The sequence below is a fragment of the Gluconobacter sp. Dm-74 genome, from assembly GCF_018256135.1.
Classification (GTDB): Bacteria; Pseudomonadota; Alphaproteobacteria; order Acetobacterales; family Acetobacteraceae; genus Gluconobacter; species Gluconobacter cadivus.
Genome location: NZ_JAERLX010000008.1, coordinates 37,194 through 57,849 on the forward strand (window position 1 = coordinate 37,194; position 20,656 = coordinate 57,849).

At 57.8% G+C, this 20,656-nt stretch carries 8 protein-coding genes and 1 riboswitch; of the genes, 4 read left to right on the plus strand and 4 right to left on the minus strand.

The features are described 5' to 3' along the window. Positions 1 to 285: 285 nt before the first annotated feature. Positions 286 to 1,926, minus strand: a complete 1,641-nt coding sequence (locus JK208_RS11535; protein WP_211576307.1) for an ABC-F family ATP-binding cassette domain-containing protein — start codon at positions 1,924 to 1,926, stop codon at positions 286 to 288. Between the two features lie 104 nt (positions 1,927 to 2,030). Continuing rightward, the gene (locus tag JK208_RS11540) at positions 2,031 to 4,667 is read right to left on the minus strand and encodes a M1 family metallopeptidase (protein ID WP_211576308.1); all 2,637 of its coding nucleotides are present in this window, start codon (positions 4,665 to 4,667) and stop codon (positions 2,031 to 2,033) included. Positions 4,668 to 4,838: 171 nt separating this feature from the next. Beyond that, positions 4,839 to 4,917, plus strand: a riboswitch (Fluoride riboswitch). Positions 4,918 to 4,953: 36 nt separating this feature from the next. On the opposite strand from JK208_RS11540, the gene JK208_RS11545 reads away from it, so the two are divergent. Further along, the gene (locus JK208_RS11545) at positions 4,954 to 6,246 is read left to right on the plus strand and encodes a voltage-gated chloride channel family protein (RefSeq protein ID WP_211576309.1); all 1,293 of its coding nucleotides are present in this window, start codon (positions 4,954 to 4,956) and stop codon (positions 6,244 to 6,246) included. Positions 6,247 to 6,254: 8 nt separating this feature from the next. Here JK208_RS11545 and JK208_RS11550 read toward each other — a convergent pair whose 3' ends face one another. Then, entirely contained in the window at positions 6,255 to 7,343 is a 1,089-nt protein-coding gene (locus JK208_RS11550) for a superinfection immunity protein (RefSeq protein ID WP_211576310.1), read from the minus strand. Positions 7,344 to 7,873: 530 nt separating this feature from the next. Here JK208_RS11550 and JK208_RS16150 point away from each other — a divergent pair. The 3 genes from JK208_RS16150 (at position 7,874) to JK208_RS11565 (ending at position 18,857) form a co-directional block, all read left to right on the plus strand. Beyond that, entirely contained in the window at positions 7,874 to 16,411 is an 8,538-nt protein-coding gene (locus tag JK208_RS16150; protein WP_349291987.1) for a GH36-type glycosyl hydrolase domain-containing protein, read from the plus strand. Between the two features lie 125 nt (positions 16,412 to 16,536). Then, positions 16,537 to 17,358 (plus strand): DNA/RNA non-specific endonuclease, encoded by an 822-nt coding sequence (locus tag JK208_RS11560; protein ID WP_249202123.1) that lies wholly within the window; start codon positions 16,537 to 16,539, stop codon positions 17,356 to 17,358. Positions 17,359 to 17,504: 146 nt separating this feature from the next. Further along, complete coding sequence (locus tag JK208_RS11565) at positions 17,505 to 18,857, plus strand: inorganic phosphate transporter (protein WP_211576311.1); 1,353 nt, start codon at positions 17,505 to 17,507, stop codon at positions 18,855 to 18,857. A gap of 82 nt (positions 18,858 to 18,939) precedes the next feature. On the opposite strand, the gene JK208_RS11570 is transcribed toward JK208_RS11565, so the two are convergent. Beyond that, positions 18,940 to 20,583, minus strand: a complete 1,644-nt coding sequence (locus tag JK208_RS11570; RefSeq protein ID WP_211576312.1) for a phospholipase C — start codon at positions 20,581 to 20,583, stop codon at positions 18,940 to 18,942. Between the last annotated feature and the right edge of the window lie 73 nt (positions 20,584 to 20,656).

Here is a 20,656-nt window from a genome sequence, read left to right on the forward strand (position 1 = left end):
TTGTGATCTGGGGTATTCGGTTTTGATTTGTGTTTGAATTTTATGAAAGGTTCGCGATGAGCGCCCTGTCGTTGATAATGACGCTCAGAAACGCTCAAGAATTCGAGAGGTATCCGTGAGTTAATTTATTAATACTTTTGAATTTCGGCGTTAATTTTATTTGTGATGGAGATATTATTTATCTCTCCATCACGGATTTTTATGAAAATAAGATTATGTGAACTTTAATATTGCTCGGTATGATATTATTTTTGTAATTTTAAGTAATGTTATTTAAAGTTATATTTATTTGTTCTTGTTTTTCTTATTCTTTGAGCGTTTTTCTTTGGCTGCTTTCTGAGATGGAGCAGATGTTCCACCCTTGGCGCGTTCAATGACGAACTTTGCGTAATCGTCCATATCGCCGTCGAAAGGCACGATCTGGTTGTCCGCAGCCAGCCAGAGACGGTCCGCGACCAGTTCCATGAGCGAACGGTCATGGGTGATGAGAATGACTGCGCCCTCGTAGCTGTTCAGGGCGTCCAGCAGGGCGCGGCGACTGTCGATGTCCAAATGGTTGGTTGGTTCATCAAGGATCAGCAGGTGTGGAGCAGCCATGGCCACCATGTTCAGCAGCAGGCGGGCACGTTCACCGCCAGACAGGGCTTCAACCTTGGTACCCTGTTTTTCGAAGTGGATGCCGAATTGGGCCAGACGGGAGCGGTGAGACTGATCGCTGTCTGTCGGGCGGGCCTCACGCATGATGTCGAGTGGGGTCTGTTCGGGGTCGAGCGCCTCGATCTGGTGCTGATGGAACCAGCCCACCTCAATGCGGGGAGAGCGCGAGACTTCACCAGAGCGGACTTCAAGGGCACCTGCGATCATCTTCGCGAAAGTGGATTTGCCGGCACCGTTAACGCCTAACAGACCGATGCGATCATCCACGTCCAGTCTGAGGTTCAGGTCACGCAGGATGGCGGGGTCGTCTCCGTAGCCGACCTCGACGTTTTCTAGCCGGATCAAAGGCGGTGCGAGTGGGCGGGCAGGAGATGGGAGAAGAAATGGTGAGACGGAGGCTTCGATCGTGGTTTCGATAGGAGCCAGTTTGGCGAGGCGCTTGACGCGGCTCTGGGCCTGAGCAGCCTTTGCGGCGGACGCTTTGAAGCGGTCTACAAAGGATTGAAGATGCGCGCGTTCTGCTTCCTGTTTGGCGCGCGTGGCGCTTTGCAGGCGGATCTTTTCGGCACGTTGACGTTCGAAATCGTCGTAGCCGCCGGTGTAGAGTTCCAGTTTACCTTCCGTGACATGCAGGGTGAAGTCTACGGAATTGTTCAGGAGTTCGCGGTCGTGGCTGATGATGAGCGCGGAATGGGGATAGCGGGCGAGGCGCGCTTCCAGCCATAAAGCGCCTTCGAGATCGAGATAGTTCGTCGGCTCATCGAGCAGCAGCAGGTCGGGTTCGGCAAAGAGGGCAGCGGCGAGGGCTACACGCATCCGCCAGCCACCGGAGAACTCGGCCATCGGACGGTCGAGGTCTGCCGTGGAGAAGCCTAGACCATTCAGGATTTCTGCCGCGCGGGAGGGCGCACTGTCCGCATCGATTTCGATCAGGCGCATCCAGATATCGCCCATCCGCTCAGGATCGGCTGTTTCCAGCTCTGCCATGAGGGTCGCGCGTTCCGTATCGGCTGCGAGGATCGTATCGATCAGGCTGATGGGGGTGGCGGGATGTTCCTGATCCACTGTTGCGACACGGGCAGCACGTGGGATGACGATTTCGCCAGAATCCGGCTGAAGCTCGCCTTTGATGAGTTTGAAAAGCGTGGATTTTCCGACGCCATTCCGGCCAACCAGCGAAACCTTGGATGGGTTGGGAAGGTTCGCGCTTGCACGATTGAAGAACTGTCGTCCCCAGGCGTTGAAGACAAGGTTTTCGATCTGAAGCATGGGGCAGGATGGTCCGGTGGCGGGTAAAACAAGAGAGCCACGTCTATAGCAGTTTTACCGCCCCGGACAGGGACGAGGCGGATCTTTTCCGCCTCGTTGGAGTGTTAGTGAGTGTGAGTGGCAAGCCAGTCGTGGATCTGGCTCTGGGCTGCCTGAACGGCTTCTTTGCGAGCTGAAACGGCATTGACTGCATGGGCCGTGGCGATTTTTGCACCGGTTGTCATACTGGAAGACGGGTCTTTCTGCAGTTCGGCGAGAATATCCGGATTGTTGGAATGGGCTGCGATGGCTGGCAGGAACCCGTCCTGTGACCAAGGGGCGAGATGTGTACGGATTTCGGCTTCATGTTGGCGAACGAGCTTCCAGACGAGGTCCGGGTTTTCGCTGGCAGAGGCGATTGATGACAGGGCCATGGAAATACGACCATTCGGGATAGCGCCGCTATAGGCCAGTTCAACATTGCGACGGATCAGATCAGGGTCTGTTGCGTTTGCAAGAGCCTGAAACAGACGGAGCTTGACTTCCGTAGCCTGCGTATCGCGGACTTTCTTGGCCATGATATCATAGGTTGCGGCATCGGCATGCTTCATCGCCAGAGCCGAGACCGTGCCGACCAGATCCGGGTGCAGGGAGGACGGGTTTTTCAGCCATGCCGCAAACCGTCGCTTGGCTTCGGCCAGCACTGCCGGATCGTTGAAGTTCCCCAGAGCCGAAATTACGGACGGACGGAGCATGGTGTCCAGCACGCTTTCATGCGGCTTCTGGTCCCAGCCCAGACGCTTCAGCACAGGGGCGAGACGGCTGCGGGCATAGGCCTGGAATGCGGCGCGATCCGGGCTGTTGATTTCATAGGTATCAAGCGTTTCCAGCTTGCCAATGATTTCCTCAAGCGTGGCGATGTCGCTCTCATGCGCCGCCGTCAGCCGGTCCACGAGATCGAAATAAGAAGACAGGTTGCCATGACCGGCCCGGAACTGGGCAAACTGGTCGCCAAGAATATTGGCGCGATCCACCGGTGCAAATTTCGAAATCGAGGCGGCGATAGGTGCGAAGGCGACGTCGTCGTAATGCACGCGGTAATAGCCGCTCTCGCCCAGATCGAGCTTGAGAGGAGCGTTGCAGCGGGGCAGGGTGAAGGTTACGGGTTCAGCGCCGAGGACCAGCTTTTTGGTCTTAAGTCCCGGACCGCCCGCGACAACCGGAATGTTCCAGGTCAGGGCTTTCGCATTGGGATCGTGGATCGTGAAACGGCTCTGCGTCAGGGTGTAAGTTGTCTGGCCGTTCTGGCAGACCGCCGCGACATTGACCTGCGGGATGCCGGGCTGTTCTGTGAAGCTGCGTGCGACCTTACCGACATCCTGACCTGAGGCCTGTGACAGGGCGTTCCAGAGGTCCTGACTGGTGGCATTTCCGTAAGCATGGGCCTTCATGTAGGCGCGCATTCCGTCACGGAAATGGTCTTCGCCAAGCCAGCCTTCCATCATGCGGATGACAAGTTCGCCCTTGCCGTAGCTGATGCCGTCAAAGGCAGAGTTGGCTTCGCTGACATTGTGGATGGTCTGCTGGATCGGATGGGTGGTGGACAGGGCGTCCGTGGCCATCGTGCTTTCACGGGTTTCGTGCTGGCGCGGCCAGATGTCCCATTCCGGGTTCATCTTGTCCGTCGCCTTGATTTCCATCCACGACGCAAAGCCTTCGTTCAGCCAGATATTGTCCCACCAGCCCATGGTCACCAGATCGCCGGACCACTGATGCGCCATTTCGTGTGCGACAACTTCATAGATCAGTTCGCGAGTGCGGGGTGTGCTGTTCTTCGGGTCGAACAGAAGGACGTTGTCGATATAGGTTAGCGCGCCCCAGTTCTCCATCGCGCCGGCCTGATAGTTGCCGGGGATGGCCAGCATGTCCATTTTCGGCAGTGGGTATTTGATGCCGAAATAGTCGTTGTAATAGGGCAGGATCTTTTCGGCAGCGCCCAGAGCGTAGGTGCCCTGATTTTCAAGGCCGGTCGGTGCAAAGACGCGGAGAGGTGTGCCGTCTGCCTTGCCATCGACGGAGGCCATGTCGCCCGCCACCAGTGCCAGCAGATAGCTCGACATGCGCGGGGTCGCGGTGAAGGAGACGCGCTTTGTCTTTTCATCCTGCTGCGTCGTGCCGATGATCGGCATGTTGCTCACGGCGGCATATTCAAACGGGAGCGTCACGTTCAGCTGATATGTGGCCTTGAAGGCCGGTTCATCCCATCCGGGGAACATGCGGCGGGCATCGGCGACTTCGAACTGTGTGACAAGCATCCGCTGAGGCTTGCCCTTGGGGTCTGTATAGTCGTCAACGTAAATGCCGTTGGGCGTCTTCAGGATCGGACCGGAATACTTGATGGCCAGTGTATGGACCCCAGCCGGAACGGGGGCAGGGAAGTGCAATGTGACCGTCTCTGCGGCGTCGTCCTGATGGATGACGGCTTTCTCGGAGTTGTCGAGCAGGGCGCTCGCCAGTTTGAGACCCGCCTGATTGAGCGTGATATCCGCAGTCGGGGTCTGCACTTCGATCCGGATGATTTCGTCACCCTGGAGGGTCAGATGATCCATGTCGGTCGTCAGGTCGATGACATAATCTGTCGGCACAACAGTTTTGGGAAGTTGCCCCGGTGTCGTGGCAAAGGAGAAGGTTCCTTCGGCATGTGCTGCAACCGTGAAGGGCAGCCCTGCCAGAAGGGTGGTAAGAACCAGAAGGCGACGCATGAGTGCAGCTCCTTAAAATCAGTCGGACGGAAGAACGGATCAGGCCGTTCGTTTTTGTTACAGTTACGGTGGCATACCCCTGTCATGCTGGAAAGTGGCGTCCCCTTAAAACCTTGTCATCTGCCGGACGAAGGGATCTCTTGACAGATTGGGGGCGGAGGGGCTTTTTTCCTGTCTGAAGGCAATGGATTCTGCCTGACCATTCATGGTCGAACCGCTTCGTCCGGAAGCTGATGATTCCTGTCCAGCGCCCTCTGCGGCACAAGACAGGAGACATGCGTCCGCCATGAACGACGTTCAAAATCAGTTCCGTTTTTCCGATATTTTTGATTATTGCCGGATGGGTGCTGTCCTCATAATGCTGTCCGTGTGTATCGGCAGCGTCTGCGCCCTGTTTCTGTGGCTTCTGGATGTCGTAACTGCTTGCAGAATCGCTCATCCGGTTCTGCTGTTCGGCCTTCCTCTGGCGGGGGTGGCGGTCGGGCTATGGTATTTTTGGTTCGGACGGGATGTGGAAGGCGGGGCGAACCTGATCGTGGACGAAATCCACGAGCCGGGGGCCGGGGTTCAACTCCGAATGGCGCCCTTCGTGCTGATCGCGACGGTTGTGAGCCATCTTTTCGGCGCGTCTGTCGGGCGGGAAGGAACGGCCATACAGGTTGGAGGCAGTCTGGCGAGTGCGACGGCGCGGCTGTTCAGACTTCGCTCTTCAGAACGCTGCGCCCTGCTGGTTTGTGGCATTGCCGCCGGGTTTGGTTCCGTCTTCGGAACCCCCGTTGCAGGAGCGGTTTTCGCTCTGGAAGTTCTGACTGTGGGCAGGCTCAACTATCGGTTTCTTTTGCCCGCAGCCATGTCTTCCATCATTGCGGACTGGTCCTGTCGCGCCTGGGGAGTGCATCACGTTTTCTACCCTCTGATGTTTCAGGGAACACTGAGTGCCGACGGTATGCTCTGGCACGTCAATCCTGTGCTGGCTGCGAAGGTTGCCGGTGCGGCTGTTGTTTTTGGTCTCCTGAGTTGGATTTTTGCCGAGAGCGTGCATCGTCTGGCGGCAGTTATGAAAACAGTCTGTCCGAGATCATGGCTGCGCCCGGCGATTGGTGGGATTGCGACCATTCTTCTGGTGATGGTCGTTGGGAATAGGGATTATCTTGGGCTGGGCGTTCTTCCTGCAGAACCCGGTGGAGCGTCCATTGTCAGCTTTTTCGGGCCTGCATTCTATCCCTGGTCCTGGTTCTGGAAACTCGTTTTTACGGTCACCGTTCTGGCGAGTGGGTTCAAGGGCGGGGAAGTCACGCCACTGTTTTTTCTGGGTGCCGCCTCGGGCAATGCTCTGGCCCATGCGCTGCACATGCCGGTGGACCTGCTCGCCGCTGTGGGGTTCGTGTCGGTCTTTGCCGGGGCTGCGAACACGCCTCTGGCCTGTACCCTGATGGGGGTGGAGCTGTTTGGTGCCGCGGATATCGCCTATTTCGCGATCGGATGTTTCGTGGCCTGCGCTTTTTCGGGAAAGACCGGCATTTACCTCTCACAGCGTGTCGGAACCATGACGCTGCGAGAGGCTCGGAGCAGAAACTGATCGTTTGTCTATGCCTTGCGTGACTGCCGCGTGAGGGCCATGAAAAGAGCTGCGACCCAACCGATGATCGTCCAGCCCAGCAGGACCGCCACCATCGCGATTTTTCGCTGATCGACAGTGTCGCGTTTGTACGCAATCAGGATCGGGAGAAGATAAAGAACCAGCCCGAGACCTAAGAGGATAGGAAATAGGGAGCCGGATTTGGTTGATTTGTCAGAAACGGCGGTATCGGAATCCGTTGTCGTGGGCTGGGCAACGGCGGATGACGAAGACACCGGCTTCTGGGGGGCGGATCCCGTCGGCGGGGGCGGTACGTTAGTCGAACCGCGATCTTCTCGAACCGAAGCAGCCTGTTCCGGCGTTATGTAGCCGGTCTGGACAAGAAAGGCCGAGAGGGCCTCGGGCAATGGAAGCAGTTCTTTTTCTTTGGCAGAACAGCCATGACCATTCTGTTTTTCTGCGGCGGGTTTGAGATCACATAAAGACAGGCCAGATCCGGCTTCTTTTGTGGATTGTGCATGAGCCAGCATATCGCGCCACCCTTCGGAGAATTTGCCTAGATTGGCCATGGTCGCGACCTCATAGGCCAGAAAGCCATTTGGCTCGAAACGGCCGGATCGTGTCCAGTTGCGGCGTCTGTCAGCCAGATCTTTGGCAAGATAGTCCCGATAGACCGGATCGCGTGTCACATTTTCCAGAACACCGTCGTGATAACGCGAAATCACAATAGGTGATTCAGAACCGGCATGGGAGGCGAAAGTATAGAGGAAGGACTGATCGAAGGTCAGGATTTCCTGCTGTCCATTTCCGATGATATCCACGATCTGCGGCTCACCATCACCGTCCATCGTTCCCAGTTCGAGGTGCTGCCATTGCCCTTTGGAACGCAGATCGAAAATGGACGTAAGGGAGCAGCAATGCGCACCCCCCGTATAAGCCGAGACCATGACTTGTGGGAAAGGGGTCGACGCGTCCAGCTGTCTAAAAGACATTCTGAGCTGCGCCATGCCGTCATCTTCCGTCCCATAGGGTGTCAGGGGAAAAGAAGATGCCTGTGCCTGCGTATCTCCGGGCGTGCGGAGTGTCAGGAAAGCCATGCTGCAAGGAGACGTCGGACTGGAATCCATATCGCCCCAGACGATCGGCACATTGCATTTTGTCGTGCGTCTGACGTCCAGCGACGCGACAACGCCCCGTGCAGAAAGCGTGACATGAGATCCCTTTTCCAACTCGGCGTGAGCGAGCGGTAGGATTTCTGGCGGCGCTGCTTTCGCTGGAGGTAAAGTTCCGGTTAACACGGAACTTACCAAGGCGCTTGCGAGAAGCCGGAAAGTCGTGACCGCGGGTCGTTTTCTTTTCGTATCATGCAATGTTTTGTCATCTCCGCAGTCGGGTAGTTCTGAAGTATCGCTAATAACGCTCTCAAACATTGGCAGTTTTTACCAAGCGTTTCCTCAACAGCAAGGAAACGTGATCAGTCATAAAAGAAATAACAAGAACCTGTTGCTGAAGACAGCTTTCTCAATCCGGTTTCAGGCGTCTGGATGAGTCTCCTTTTCCGGAGATGGGGATGGTAAAGATGTCGATCAGAACACAAATGTTTAGACTTCGGGCCTCACTTGCATCGGTGTCCTCTTATCTCCCCGGCGCGCCGAAAGAGGGCGCGCATTCGCGAAGCTGCTGGGCGGATGAAAATCCCATTCGGGCAGATCTGTTCGGGCAGGACCGGATGCGGACGCATGCTCACAGTCTGGCGGTCTCCCATGCCAAGACCGTGTTTGGTACTCGTGGCAGCCCGCTGATTACTCGCCTGAACGATAATGCGCGGGTGTTGCAGGACGCCAATATTGTCCTGTCCCACGCATCGGAGCAGGGAAAACAGCTGACGCCAGCCGCTGAATGGCTGATCGACAACTATTATCTGATGGATATGCAAATTCAGACCATCAAGGTTGAGCTCCCTGTCGGATATTACCGTGACCTCCCCAAACTGGTAGATGGCGCGTTTGCCGGACTACCCCGCGTTTTCGAAATCGCATGGGCGCTGGTGGCGCATACGGACAGTCATATCAGCTCAGAAACGATCCGCGAGTTTCTGGAAACCTACCAACAGACCCAGCCGCTGCTGATCCGGGAACTCTGGGCCGTTCCGATCAATATTCGGATCGTTCTGATTGAAAACCTGCGGCGTATTTCACAAAAAATCAGCGCTGACCTGAAGGCGCGGGAGAGGGCCGATACTCTTGTTGATGCGCTGACGGAAAACGGGGGCGTCAATGGTCCGCAGACCATGCAGCTTCTCGCCGGGGTTGAGATCCGCACGCTCTCGCGCGCTTTTCTTGTTCAGTTCGCGCATCGTCTGCGTGGGCATGATCCGCAGAAAGACCCGGCTTTTCTGTGGCTAGATGGCGTACTTCAGGAAAAAGGAACGGATCTGGAGACGCTCGTTCATGAGGAAATGCAGGAACAGGGCGGCCTGAACGCGACAATCCGCAATATTATCAACAGTATCCGGCTGATGACGACGACCGACTGGAACGATCTGGTCGAAGATGTCAGTCTTGTCAGCAGAATATTGGCGGCTCATGGCGAATTTGCCGGCATGGATCTGACGACGCGTCACCTCTACTGCCGGGCTGTCGAAAAACTCGCTAAAGGATCGCGGTTTACAGAGTGCGATATTGCCAGTTTGGCAGTTGCAAAAGCGCAGAATGCCCGTGTCGAGCAATCTGCGGAGCCACGGCGTGCTGATCCCGGATATTATTTGATTGCGGAGGGACGTTCCGCTCTTGAGCAAGAACTGGGATTTCGCGCGCCGCTGCGGGTTCAGGTCGGGAAAATCAGTCGTCAGCTTGGCATTACCGGCTACAGTATTGCCGTTACGCTTTTGACACTTCTGCTGCTGGCAGCGTTTCTGTCGCTCATGAACGGTTATCTGCCGGGACGGGCATTCCTGCTTCTACTCGTTCTGGGATTCATCCCGGCATCCGATGCCGTGGTTTCCGGAATGAACCGTTTTCTGATGTGGGCTATTACGGTTTCAGAACTTCCGGCACTGGAACTCAAACAGGGTATTCCGGCCGAACTGAGGACGATGGTCGTAGTGCCGACCCTTCTGACGCACCGGCAGGCTGTCGGGGAAATGGTTGATCGGCTTGAAAAACATTATCTCGCCAGCCGGGATGGAGATATCTTTTTCGCGCTGCTGACGGACTGGACGGATTGGTCTTCCGAACACCGCGCAGGGGATGAAGACCTGCTGGAGCAGGCCGTACAGGGCATTGAGCGACTGAACCGGATCTATGGACGGACCGACGGGTCCGTTGATGGTGCTCCGAACCGTTTCCTGCTGCTCCATCGTCGTAGAAAATGGTCTGAAGGCGAAGGGAAATGGATTGGCTGGGAACGTAAGCGTGGCAAGCTGCATGAACTGAACCGTCTTCTGCGTGGGGCGCAGGATACGAGTTTCATGCCGCTTTCGGGGCAGCGGATTCCAGAAGGCGTGCGATATGTCGTAACGCTCGATAGCGACACGCGCCTGCCTTACGAAGTGGTCCGGCGTCTGGTCGGCAAACTGGCGCATCCTCTGAACAGGGCGAGTTTCGACCCGGAACGCGGGGCTGTCGTGGAGGGCTACGGCATCCTTCAACCACGTGTCACGCCTTCGCTGCCTAAGGCGCGAAGCAGCACACTGTTTCAAAGGGTTTTTTCCAGCCCGAACGGAATCGAGCCCTACACCGCCGCTGTGTCGGATCTGTATCAGGACATGTTTTCAGAAGGGTCGTTTGCCGGGAAAGGAATCTACGACATCGATGCCTTCGAGGCTGCGTTGGACGGACGGGTGCCTGAGGGAACGCTGCTGAGTCACGATCTGTTTGAAGGCGTCTTCGCCCGCGCCGGGCTTGTGACCGATATAGAGGTCATTGAAGAATTTCCGACGGACTATCTGGTTTCGGCATCCCGTCTGCACCGGTGGGCACGGGGGGACTGGCAGCTACTGCCATGGATTTTTTCATGGATGGGGTGGCTTCCGACGATCGGTAGACGCTCAACGCCCATGACGGGTATCGCGCGCTGGAAAATGCTGGATAACCTGCGGCGCAGTCTGTCCGCACCCATGGCCGTCGCGGCCCTGTTTGCAGGGTGGATGTTGGGAGGGCATGATGCGTTCGTCTGGACGATGTGCATTGTCGCAACCGTTGCCATTCCAGCCACTCTGCCGCTGCTGATTGACGCGTTTCGCTTTCGGCAGGGAGAGACGCTTGACAGTTATCTGGCTCTGCTCGGCACAGACCTGAAGCGGACTGTCCTGACCACTGCGCTCTGTCTGGTGTTTCTGGCGGATCAGGCCTGCCTGATGGGCGATGCGATCGTTCGAACGCTTGCAAGGGTGTTCGTCACGCGCAAGCATCTTCTGCAATGGGTAACGGCGGCGCAGGCTGCCGAGGCGCCGCGGGAAAGCCTGATGGGATATGTGCGCCAGATGGGAGGAGCCATCCTTCTCGGCGCTTTTGCCTTTGTTCTGATGCCTCTGATGGCGCCCCTTGTGTGGCTTGTGATGCTGCCATTTGCCTGTGTCTGGATGCTGTCGCCGGTCTTCGCGTGGAAGGCGAGCCAGTACAGTGTTTCTGCCCGCAGGCTTGAGGCAACAGCGGACGAGACGGCTGTTTTGCGCCTTCAAGGGCGGAGGACATGGAAGTATTTCGAAACCTTCGTCACGGAATCGGATCATTTCCTCCCGCCTGACAATTTTCAGGAAGAGCCCGCCGCCCTGCTCGCACGCAGAACGTCGCCCACGAATATGGGACTGTATCTCCTGTGCGTTGTTGCCGCGCATGATTTTGGCTGGATCGGCATGGCGGAAGCCGTGGAGCGGGTGCAAGAAACGCTTGCGACGATGGCACGCCTGCCAAAGTATCGCGGCCATTTCTATAACTGGTACAGCACGGAAGACCTTTCCGTTCTTGCGCCAGTGTATGTCTCGACCGTGGATAGCGGCAATCTGGCGGGCCATCTGATCACGCTGGGCCGGACCTTTATGGAATGGGAGCATAAGGGCCGTTCGCCTGACGGCTGGAGGCAGGGTGTTCAGGACGCTCTGGCTCTGGCGCAGGAGGAACTGGCGGCTAGTGGCAATGCCTTGCGCACGAGCGGCATCGCGCAGGATATCCGGTCGCTATCGCATGAGTTGCTGGAAAATGCTGCCGGTCAGATTTTCGTCGAACAAAGGCTGATGGCTCTTGTCGCGCGTGCGGGAGAAGCAGTGCAGTCCCTGAACGGGACAAGGGGACAGAAAACGGCTGACAGGGATATCATTCTGGCAGGAGGGGCCGAGAGTGTCCTGTTCTGGTTGCAGGCTGCCCAGAATGCTATTCGCAGTGATCAGAGAGACGGCGCCGTTGGACTGCAGACAGCCAGACTATTACGGGAACTGGCCGAGCAGGCCCGGACCATGGCGCTTGATATGGAGTTCGGCTTCCTTCGCAACCGTGAGCGCGGGCTGCTGTCGATTGGGTATGTCGTCAATGACGGCGTTCTGGACGACAACTGCTACGATCTGCTCGCGTCCGAAGCGCGGCTTGCTTCGTTCTTTGCGATTGCGAAAGGCGATGTTCCTGCCCGGGACTGGTTCCGGCTGGGACGGCCTGTTGCCGCCGTCGCGCGGGGTGAGGCGCTTGTGTCGTGGTCGGGCTCCATGTTCGAATATCTTATGCCATCTCTGGTTATGGCAGCGCCGTTCGACAGTCTGCTGGAAGGGACCAGCCGACAGATCGTCAGGCGTCAGATCGAATATGGACAGGCGCGCGAGACGCCCTGGGGCATCTCGGAATCGGCCTACAACGCACGGGATCTGGACTATAATTACCAGTATTCCAACTTCGGCGTGCCGGGTCTCGGGATGAAGCGGGGCCTTGCCCAGAACCTCGTGATCGCGCCCTATGCAACGGCGTTGGCCACTATGGTGAATGCCCGCAAGGCCGTTGCGAATTTTGCCCGTCTGGAAGCCCTCGGAGCACAAGGAGCGTTCGGGTTCTACGAGGCTCTGGACTACACGAAAGAACGCCTGCGGCCCGGAGAAAATCCTGCAATCATCCGGTCTTACATGGCGCATCATCAGGGCATGTCCATTCTGGCGTTTGCCGATACCATTCTGGATGGAATCATGCGCAGGCGGTTTCATGCTGAGCCTATGATGGGGGCCGCCGAACTTCTGCTTCAGGAACGCGCGCCGATCGGCGGGGCCATAACGCGCCCGCTGAAGGAAGAGAAACTGCTCCCGCCACCGGCCTCTACGGGACAGGCTCCCGGTGGGCGTCAGATCACGCTGGATGTGGATGCGCCTCCCGTCACGCATCTTCTCTCCAATGGCCACTATAGCGTCATGCTGACCGCTGCAGGTTCCGGCTACAGTCGCTGGAACGGGCAGGCGGTAACGCGCTGGCGTGAGGATGGGACGCTCGATAACTGGGGATCGTATGTCTATCTGCGGGATATCGGACGCGGCCGTGTGTGGTCCGCCGGTTTTCAGCCCTGCGGGGTTCCGGCGGATCAGTGCAGCGTCGAATTCCGCGAGGACCGTGCCACCTATCTGCGGCAGGATGGCGAACTGACGACGACGATGGATGTGCTGGTTTCTGCGGAGGACGATGCGGAACTGCGTCGTGTTTCCGTCAGGAATACAGGTCTGGCGACTGTCGAGATCGAAGTGACGTCCTATATCGAACTGGCGCTGTGCCCGCCTGAGACGGACCTTGCCCATCCCGCTTTCGCCCGGATGTTCGTGCAGACGGAATATCTTCCCTCGCAGCGCGCTATTATCGCCACGCGCCGTCGTCGCAGTCCGGGGGAGCAGGAAATCTGGGCTGCCTGTCTGGTGGTCGGAGGTGGAGCCCTCTCCATCGAGACGGACCGCGCACGGTTTGTGGGCCGGGGTCGCGATCTTCGGGCCCCTCTTGCATTGCAGGGAGGTTCTGAACTTTCGGGCAGTACCGGTACAGTGCTGGATGCGGCCTTCGCTGTGCGGTGCAGGCTGGCGGTCCCGCCACGGACCACCCGTCGGGTATCGTTCTGGACGATCGTGGCCTCGACGCGGGCGGCGCTGATGGACAGCATCGAGCGGCATCAGGATGCAGCAGATCTCGACCGTGCTCTGACGCTGGCCTGGACACATGCACAGGTTCAGTTGCGGCATCTGGATATCCGCCCCACTCAGGCAGATCTGTTTCAGAAGCTGGCAGGGTTCCTGCTTTATGCAGGCCCGACATTACGGGCCTCTCCTGAGCGGATCAAAAGAGGAGCGGGGCGGCAGACCGATCTCTGGGGGCAGGGTCTGTCGGGCGATCTGCCGATCCTGCTGCTTATTGTGAGTGAAAGCGAAGACTTTGAGTTGGCCCGTACGGTGCTCAGGGCGCAGGAATATTTCCGGATCAAGGCTCTGGCCGTGGATGTGGTCATCCTGAACGAACATCCGACGTCTTATGCGCAGGATCTTCAGCAGGCGCTCGAAACGCTCGTCAGATCGTCCTCGGTGGGCGGCGGGGCTGGGGGCGTCCATCTGCTGCGGGGCAGCCTGATGTCCGGTGTGGTGAAGGAGCTTCTGTTCTCGGCTGCGCGTGTGGTCCTCCCCGGAAAGGGAGGGAGCCTGCAATACCAGATCACCCGTGCGGAAACGATCCGGCAGGACAGGGCGGGTTTGGGGAAGGAAACGTTCTTCCGGCCTTACAGGGCTACGGGCGAGGCTCCAGCCCTCCCGGAACTTGAACTTTCAAACGGATATGGAGGATTTACGGCGGAGGGGACGGAATATGCCGTGATTCTGCAGGGACGTCGCACCACGCCGGCGCCATGGATCAACGTGATCTCAAACCCACACTTCGGTTTTCAGGTCTCAGCAGAAGGAAGCAGCTATACTTGGTCCGAAAACAGCCGTGAGAACCAGCTGACGCCCTGGAGCAACGACCCTGTCAGCAATCCGCCGGGAGAGGCTTTTTATCTGTGCGATGAGGAGAGCCGGGTTTTTTGGTCGCCCGTGGCGGCAGTCTGCCTTGATGAAACGGCGGTTCATGTTGCGTATCACGGTCGCGGTTATAGTCGGTTCGAGCGTGTCGCGGACGGCATTGCGACATCGCTAATGCAGTATGTGCCACGGGAAGACCCGATCAGGATTTCAAGGCTGCGTCTGGTGAACCAGACTTCCCGGACCCGGACTCTGCGGGCGACGGCCTATGTGGAATGGGTTCTCGGGCGCTCACGGATGTCGGCGGCACCCTTTGTGTTCTCGGAAACCGATGCTGAAACCGGCGCCCTATTCGCGCGGAATGTATGGGGAGATACGTTCGGCGATCGTGTGGCATTTGCAGATTTCGGAGGACGTCAGACCTCCTTCATGGATGATCGGACGGCATTTCTTGGACGTTACGGAAATCTGTCTGCGCCTCGGGCGATCGTCCGGGGAGCCGAGCTTCCGGGTCTTGTTGGCGCGGGCGTCGATCCTTGCGCGGCTTTGCAGACGATCATCACTCTAGCGCCGGGTGAGGAGACGGACATCGTCTTCCTTCTGGGGCAGGGACAGAATGCCGAGCACGCCCGCAAACTGATTGCGCAATACCGGGTCGCGGATCTCGATGATGTTTTGGAGGAGGTGAAACAGGGCTGGCGTTCTGTTACGGACGCACTTCAGGTCCGCACTCCGGATCGGGCCATGGACATCATGCTCAACGGGTGGTTGCTGTATCAGTCCCTGTCGAGCCGCATCTGGTCGCGGGCCGGGTTCTATCAGGCGAGCGGTGCGTACGGGTTCCGTGATCAGCTTCAGGACGGGATGTCGCTTGTAACCTCCGCGCCTGAACTGGTCCGGGAGCATCTGCTGCGCGCGGCATCGCGTCAGTTTGTGGAGGGCGATGTTCAGCACTGGTGGCTGCCCCAGAAAGGCAATGGCGTGCGGACCCGCATTTCCGACGACTGCGCATGGCTGGCCTTTACGGTGGCGCAGTATGTGCGGGTTAGCGGCGATCGAAGCGTTCTGGATGAGGAGTTGTCTTTCCTCGATGCTCCGGTTTTGACGAATGACGAGCATGAACGCTTCCTTCAGCCGTCAATGACGGAACAGCGGGCTTCGCTTTACGAACATTGTGCTTTAGCGCTCGACCACAGTCTGACATGGGGCGCTCATGGCCTGCCTCTCATGGGCACCGGCGACTGGAATGACGGGATGAATCGTGTCGGCGAAGCCGGTCGGGGAGAAAGCGTGTGGCTTGGTTGGTTCCTGTCCTCGGCGCTGAAAGCGTTTATCCCCCATGCGGAAGCGCGGGGCGATCAGAGCCGTCTGGAGAAATGGAACCGAGCGCTTGAGGAACTCAAGACCGGGCTGGAGAACGCCTGGGACGGGGAGTGGTACTGCCGGGCCTATTTTGATGACGGGTCGCCGCTGGGCAGTCATCTCAACAGGGAAGGGCGGATTGATGCGATTGCGCAGTCTTGGGCCGTGATTTCAGGGATCGGAGATCCTGAGCGTGCCCGTCTCGCCATGCAGGCAGTGCGGGAGCAGCTTGTGCGGCTGGACGACGGCATCATCATGGTTCTGACCCCGCCCTTCGATAAATCCGAACCTGACCCCGGCTATATTCGCGGCTATCCGCCCGGTGTTCGGGAAAATGGCGGACAATACACCCATGCGGCGCTCTGGACCGTCATGGCAACGGCCCTGCTGGGAGACGGCGCTACGGCCCATGCGATGTTTGCCACCATCAACCCGGTCCATCACGCCCGGAACGAGGCGGCAGCCGGGCGTTACAGGCTGGAGCCTTATGTTGTGGCGGCTGATGTTTATTCCGCAGCACCGCATGTCGGACGTGGCGGGTGGTCGTGGTATACGGGCTCTGCAGGATGGATGCAGCGTGTGGGAACGGAAGTTCTGCTCGGTGTGCGGATCGAAGACGGCAAACTGTTTCTTTCGCCCTGCATTCCGCCGAAATGGCCGGGCTTTGAAGTGGTTCTGCGCTGGAAGACAGCCACCTATCGGATTGAGGTGAGCAATCCGGATCGGATCAGCCGAGGGTCGTTGGAGATTCGGGAGAACGGGAAACTGTTTGGAGGTGAGGAGCCGGTCGTTCTGACAGATGACGGGGCTGTCCATCTGATTGAGGTTGTCATGAAAAGAAATTGAAAAATCAGTCAGTTGCGCGGAGCGTCCTGATCCATTAACACCGGCCGCTCCCGGAACTGACGTCATGAGACCGGCCGCTTTTGAAATATTTTCTGTCTCTTCCCATTCTCTCCCTGATGTTTTCCATGTCGGCCGGAGCGGAGACATGTCCGTCCCTGTTCGCAGAAGGGCAGCCTCCGGCCATTCTGAGGGAAACGGCGCGGATCGGCACGGTTCAGCTCTGTAATTCGGGATATGCCGTTCTTGTTTCGGAAGCGACCAAAGGGCCGCTCTGGTCAGCCGAGGATTTAACGGAAGAAAATCTGGAAATTGCGGATCGCACGCGGCGGCAGGGCAATTTTTTCGCTGATGAGCGTCTTCCTCTCAGTATGCGCGCTACTCTGAGCGATTACCGGGCGTCAGGCTATGACCGGGGGCATATGACTCCCAGTGGCGATGAAGCAGGCCTGACGGCGCAGCAGGAATCATTCCTGCTGTCCAATATCGTCCCGCAGACAGCAGAGCTGAATCGTGGCCCGTGGGAAGGCGTTGAAAGTGCTGTCAGGGGCTGGGCGCGACAGGAAGGCGAAATCTTCGTTGTGACAGGGCCGGGTTACGATCCGGATGATGTGCGGACAATCGGGCCGGGCCGCATTCCGGTTCCTGCCGTGACGTGGAAGGCGATTTACGATCCCGCAGTCAATGGCACGGGGGCGTATGTGTGTCTGAACACCCATCGTCCAACCTGCCGTATTACGAGCGTGGCGATGCTGACGCAGTTAGTGAATATTGATCCTTTCCCGGCACTTCCGCCCGACATCAAGGATCATGTCAGCGGCATGCCGCCGATCCGGGAAACGCCTGAAGCACTCTCGAAGCAGCCACAGGCGCGTGAATTGTTGCGGGAATGGGGGTCGAAGGCCGCACAGAAAGCCCTCAAGGCGCTGGTGAAAGCCCTTGTGCCCTGACTTGGAACTCTGCTGCTGAAAGTAGGGCCGTATATTGTTGTGTTTCAGATTATGACTATGAAGGTTTTGTGAAAAGCAGAAACGTCATAACTAAAAATTTATTAAATGGATTAAGGCAGGAGGCAGAATAACGGAATCCGGGATTTATGCTTCACTTTGACCCTTCCTCGGCAGTATCGCTTGTTGCGCTATGCCTCTGCTTTGTTCTGGTCTGCGTCTTTGAATTTGCCAATGGCTTTCATGACACGGCCAATGCTGTTGCAACTGTCATCTATACCAATTCGCTCAAGCCGACTGTTGCAGTGGTCTGGTCTGGGTTGATGAACCTGCTGGGCGTGATTTTGGGCGGTATTTCAGTTGCTTATGCGCTGGTGGAGCTTCTCCCGCCGGATGTGCTTTCGCCTCCAAGCGGCAATCCGGCTGTTCCGATGCTGGTGGCCCTTTTCGGCACCGCTTTGGCCTGGAACCTGATGACATGGTGGTTCGGGATCCCGAACTCCTCCTCCCATTGCGTGATCGGCTCACTGGTCGGCATTGCCATTGGTGACTCCTTCGTTCACGCCCGCGAACTGGGACATAGCGTGGACTGGAGCCAGATCTGGAAAGTGCTTCGTGCACTGGCCGTGTCGCCTCTGCTGGGTTTTGTGGGCGCGCTCCTGCTGTATTTCCTCATCCGCTCGCTCGTGAAGATGCCGGAAATGTACAAGGCGCCGACACCCGAGCAGAAGCCGAACCCGATCGTACGTGGCGTTCTGGTTCTGACCTGCACGCTCGTCAGCTTTTCACATGGCAGCAACGACGGTCAGAAGAGTATCGGCCTGATCATGCTGACGATCATCGGCATCATGCCCGCAACCTTTGCGCTGAACCCGGCTGCTCCTGTCAGCATCCAGCAGATCCGTCAGGACGCACAGCAGGCTCTGCCGCTGGTAACGCAATATGACCGGTATTCTTTCAAGGAAGATGCCATCACGTCGATCAAACGCCTGTCGCAGACGGACGGCCCTTCCCAGGTTCCGGCTGAGCTGCGCGGTGACGTATATCAGGTTCTGTCCGGCCTGCGGTCCGTTGCCGCCAATCCGGCTGCGTCCGATGCCGAGAAGAAGCAGGCTTCCCGCCTCGCATCCGAACTGCGTCCGACTGTTGAATACGCTCCGGGATGGGTCCGTTTGCTAAGTGCACTCTGCCTCGGGATCGGAACGATGGTCGGCTACAAGCGCATCGTCCGGACGCTGGGTGAAGGTATTGGAACGACGCATCTGACGCCTGCACAGGGTGCAGCTTCGGAAGTCGTGGGTGCAGGCCTGATCATGACGGCGGGTTATACCGGCCTTCCGGTGTCCACGACGCATATCATCACATCCGGCGTGGCCGGAACGATGGTGGCTGCGGGCTCCGGCATTAACAAAAAGATGCTGAGCAAGATCGTGATGGCCTGGCTGCTGACACTGCCCGTGACGGTCTGTGTTGCGGCGACGGTGTTCTACCTTCTCGCCTGAGACCTCTTCATCAGAGGCCGGAACGTTCCTGCTCCGGCCATGACGACAAAGGGACGCGATGTGATCGCGTCCCTTTGTCGTTTCACGGCTGCGATTTCACGGTGCCTGTTCCTGCATCAAGAAACAGCGGATCCAGTCTGGGCTTGCGACTGAAATCGAACAGGTCCTCGAGAGAATTCGCGTCCGCATCAAAAGAGCCTTTGCCCAGTCGGTCGCCCTGAAGCCAGTTGTCTTCAATGAAACGGGGAATGGAAGACTGGGTCAGGAAGGTATGGCTGACATAATTCGTCCGTGCCCAGGGCGACAATACCAGCAGGGGAATCCGTGTCCCCGGTCCGCACCGGCCATTCACTTCAGCCCCGCCGACCCCTTGAGGGCGCGCTGCGGTTCCGCAATGTCCCGGTCCGTCCAGCTGATCGACTTCTGGATCTGCGGAGCCATGACGGGGAGGGACGAAGGCGTGGTCGTACCACCCGTCTGAATCATCGTAAGCGATGAAAATGGCAGTATCGCGCCATTCCGGACGCGTCTGAATGAAATTGACGAGTTCAACCACGCCCTTCTGTTCATCCAGCGGGTCCGAATAGCCCGCATGGGCGTCTTGCCAGGCTGGCATTTTTACAAAAGAAACGGCGGGGAGGTTTCCTGCTTTTGTCGCAGCAAAAAAGTCCTGAAGATCGTACTCGTGGTTGGCGGGGTCCGGCTGGCCGTTGTCCGGGCGCATGCTGTGTCCGATCGAGGCTGTGGAAGATGGCCGTGCATGTGTCGGATTGGACGTGCTGGCGTAATACTGGAACCAGTTATGGTGCGGGATGTAGTCCGCCACGATCTGGCTCACGGTTGGGGAAAGCGTTTGGCGCTGGCACCCTGTCGAGCCATCGGGATTGTGGAGTGAAAGGTTGAAGCCTCCCATGAAGCCACCCCAGGTGATTCCATGCTTGTTGAGCAGATCCCCGATATTCGGCCCGGTCATCCGCACCTGATTGTTGGGCGTGGAGCACACGTCGTCTGCGGGATCGATGTCGTTGATCATGGTCCAGCCGCCTTGTCCGTCTCCGACATAAGGCGATGCGGCATGCAGTGTTGACGGCTTCTGGGTCGTGGTTTTGATCTGCAGACCGTTGGTCTGGCCGGAGACGACCTCCAACGCACCGGGCGTGGAAGGGCCGTATGTGTCCGTATAGGTCGCATCGCTCATGGCGAAACGTTGTGCATAGCGCCACATTGCCGTGACGGTATTGCCGTCGAAATACCCCATGACCTCGCCTCTGGTGCCAAACGCCCCAACACCGCCGGGCAGTCCGCGTCCTGTATAGCGTGGGAACAGGTCGGACCGTCCGTGGTCATAGGCTCGCTGTTCGGCCGTGTAGCCATGGTTCTGGTCAGCAGTGGCGGCCTGTGTGCGATCCAATCGGAAGGGGAGGGAAGCGTCCCGGCCGTTGGCCAGGATCGTGTTGGGATTATGCCTTAGCAGGTCTGCCGTAGCGAGCGTATCGACGCGCGGTGTCCCGATTGCGGGATGAAATTCAGGCTCGCCAGCAAGGTTGGCAGCCTTTGGATATGTTCCAAAATAGTGATCGAACGAGACGTTTTCCTGATAGATCACGACCAGATGTTTAATTGGAGTTCTGGTCGGAGGGACCGTGTCGGCTGCGTGAGCGGCGAGAGGCCATGTCAGGCATAGACCAATCGCCACAACAGAAAGACGCAAAGGGAGGTTCGTCATCAAAGAGTGGTCCGCCGCTGAAAAATCCGGAATTCGGAGCTTTCCTAGCGGCAACACCGACTTCCGATGAAGA

Bases quoted from the DNA above. Each gene is read 5' to 3' on its own strand.
- JK208_RS11550 (WP_211576310.1), bottom strand. From the start codon at position 7,343: ATGGCTTTCCTGACACTCCGCACGCCCGGAGATACGCAGGCACAGGCA.
- JK208_RS11560 (WP_249202123.1), top strand. From the start codon at position 16,537: ATGTCGGCCGGAGCGGAGACATGTCCGTCCCTGTTCGCAGAAGGGCAG.
- JK208_RS11540 (WP_211576308.1), bottom strand. From the start codon at position 4,667: ATGCGTCGCCTTCTGGTTCTTACCACCCTTCTGGCAGGGCTGCCCTTC.
- JK208_RS11535 (WP_211576307.1), bottom strand. From the start codon at position 1,926: ATGCTTCAGATCGAAAACCTTGTCTTCAACGCCTGGGGACGACAGTTC.
- JK208_RS11545 (WP_211576309.1), top strand. From the start codon at position 4,954: ATGAACGACGTTCAAAATCAGTTCCGTTTTTCCGATATTTTTGATTAT.
- JK208_RS11570 (WP_211576312.1), bottom strand. From the start codon at position 20,583: ATGACGAACCTCCCTTTGCGTCTTTCTGTTGTGGCGATTGGTCTATGC.
- JK208_RS11565 (WP_211576311.1), top strand. From the start codon at position 17,505: ATGCTTCACTTTGACCCTTCCTCGGCAGTATCGCTTGTTGCGCTATGC.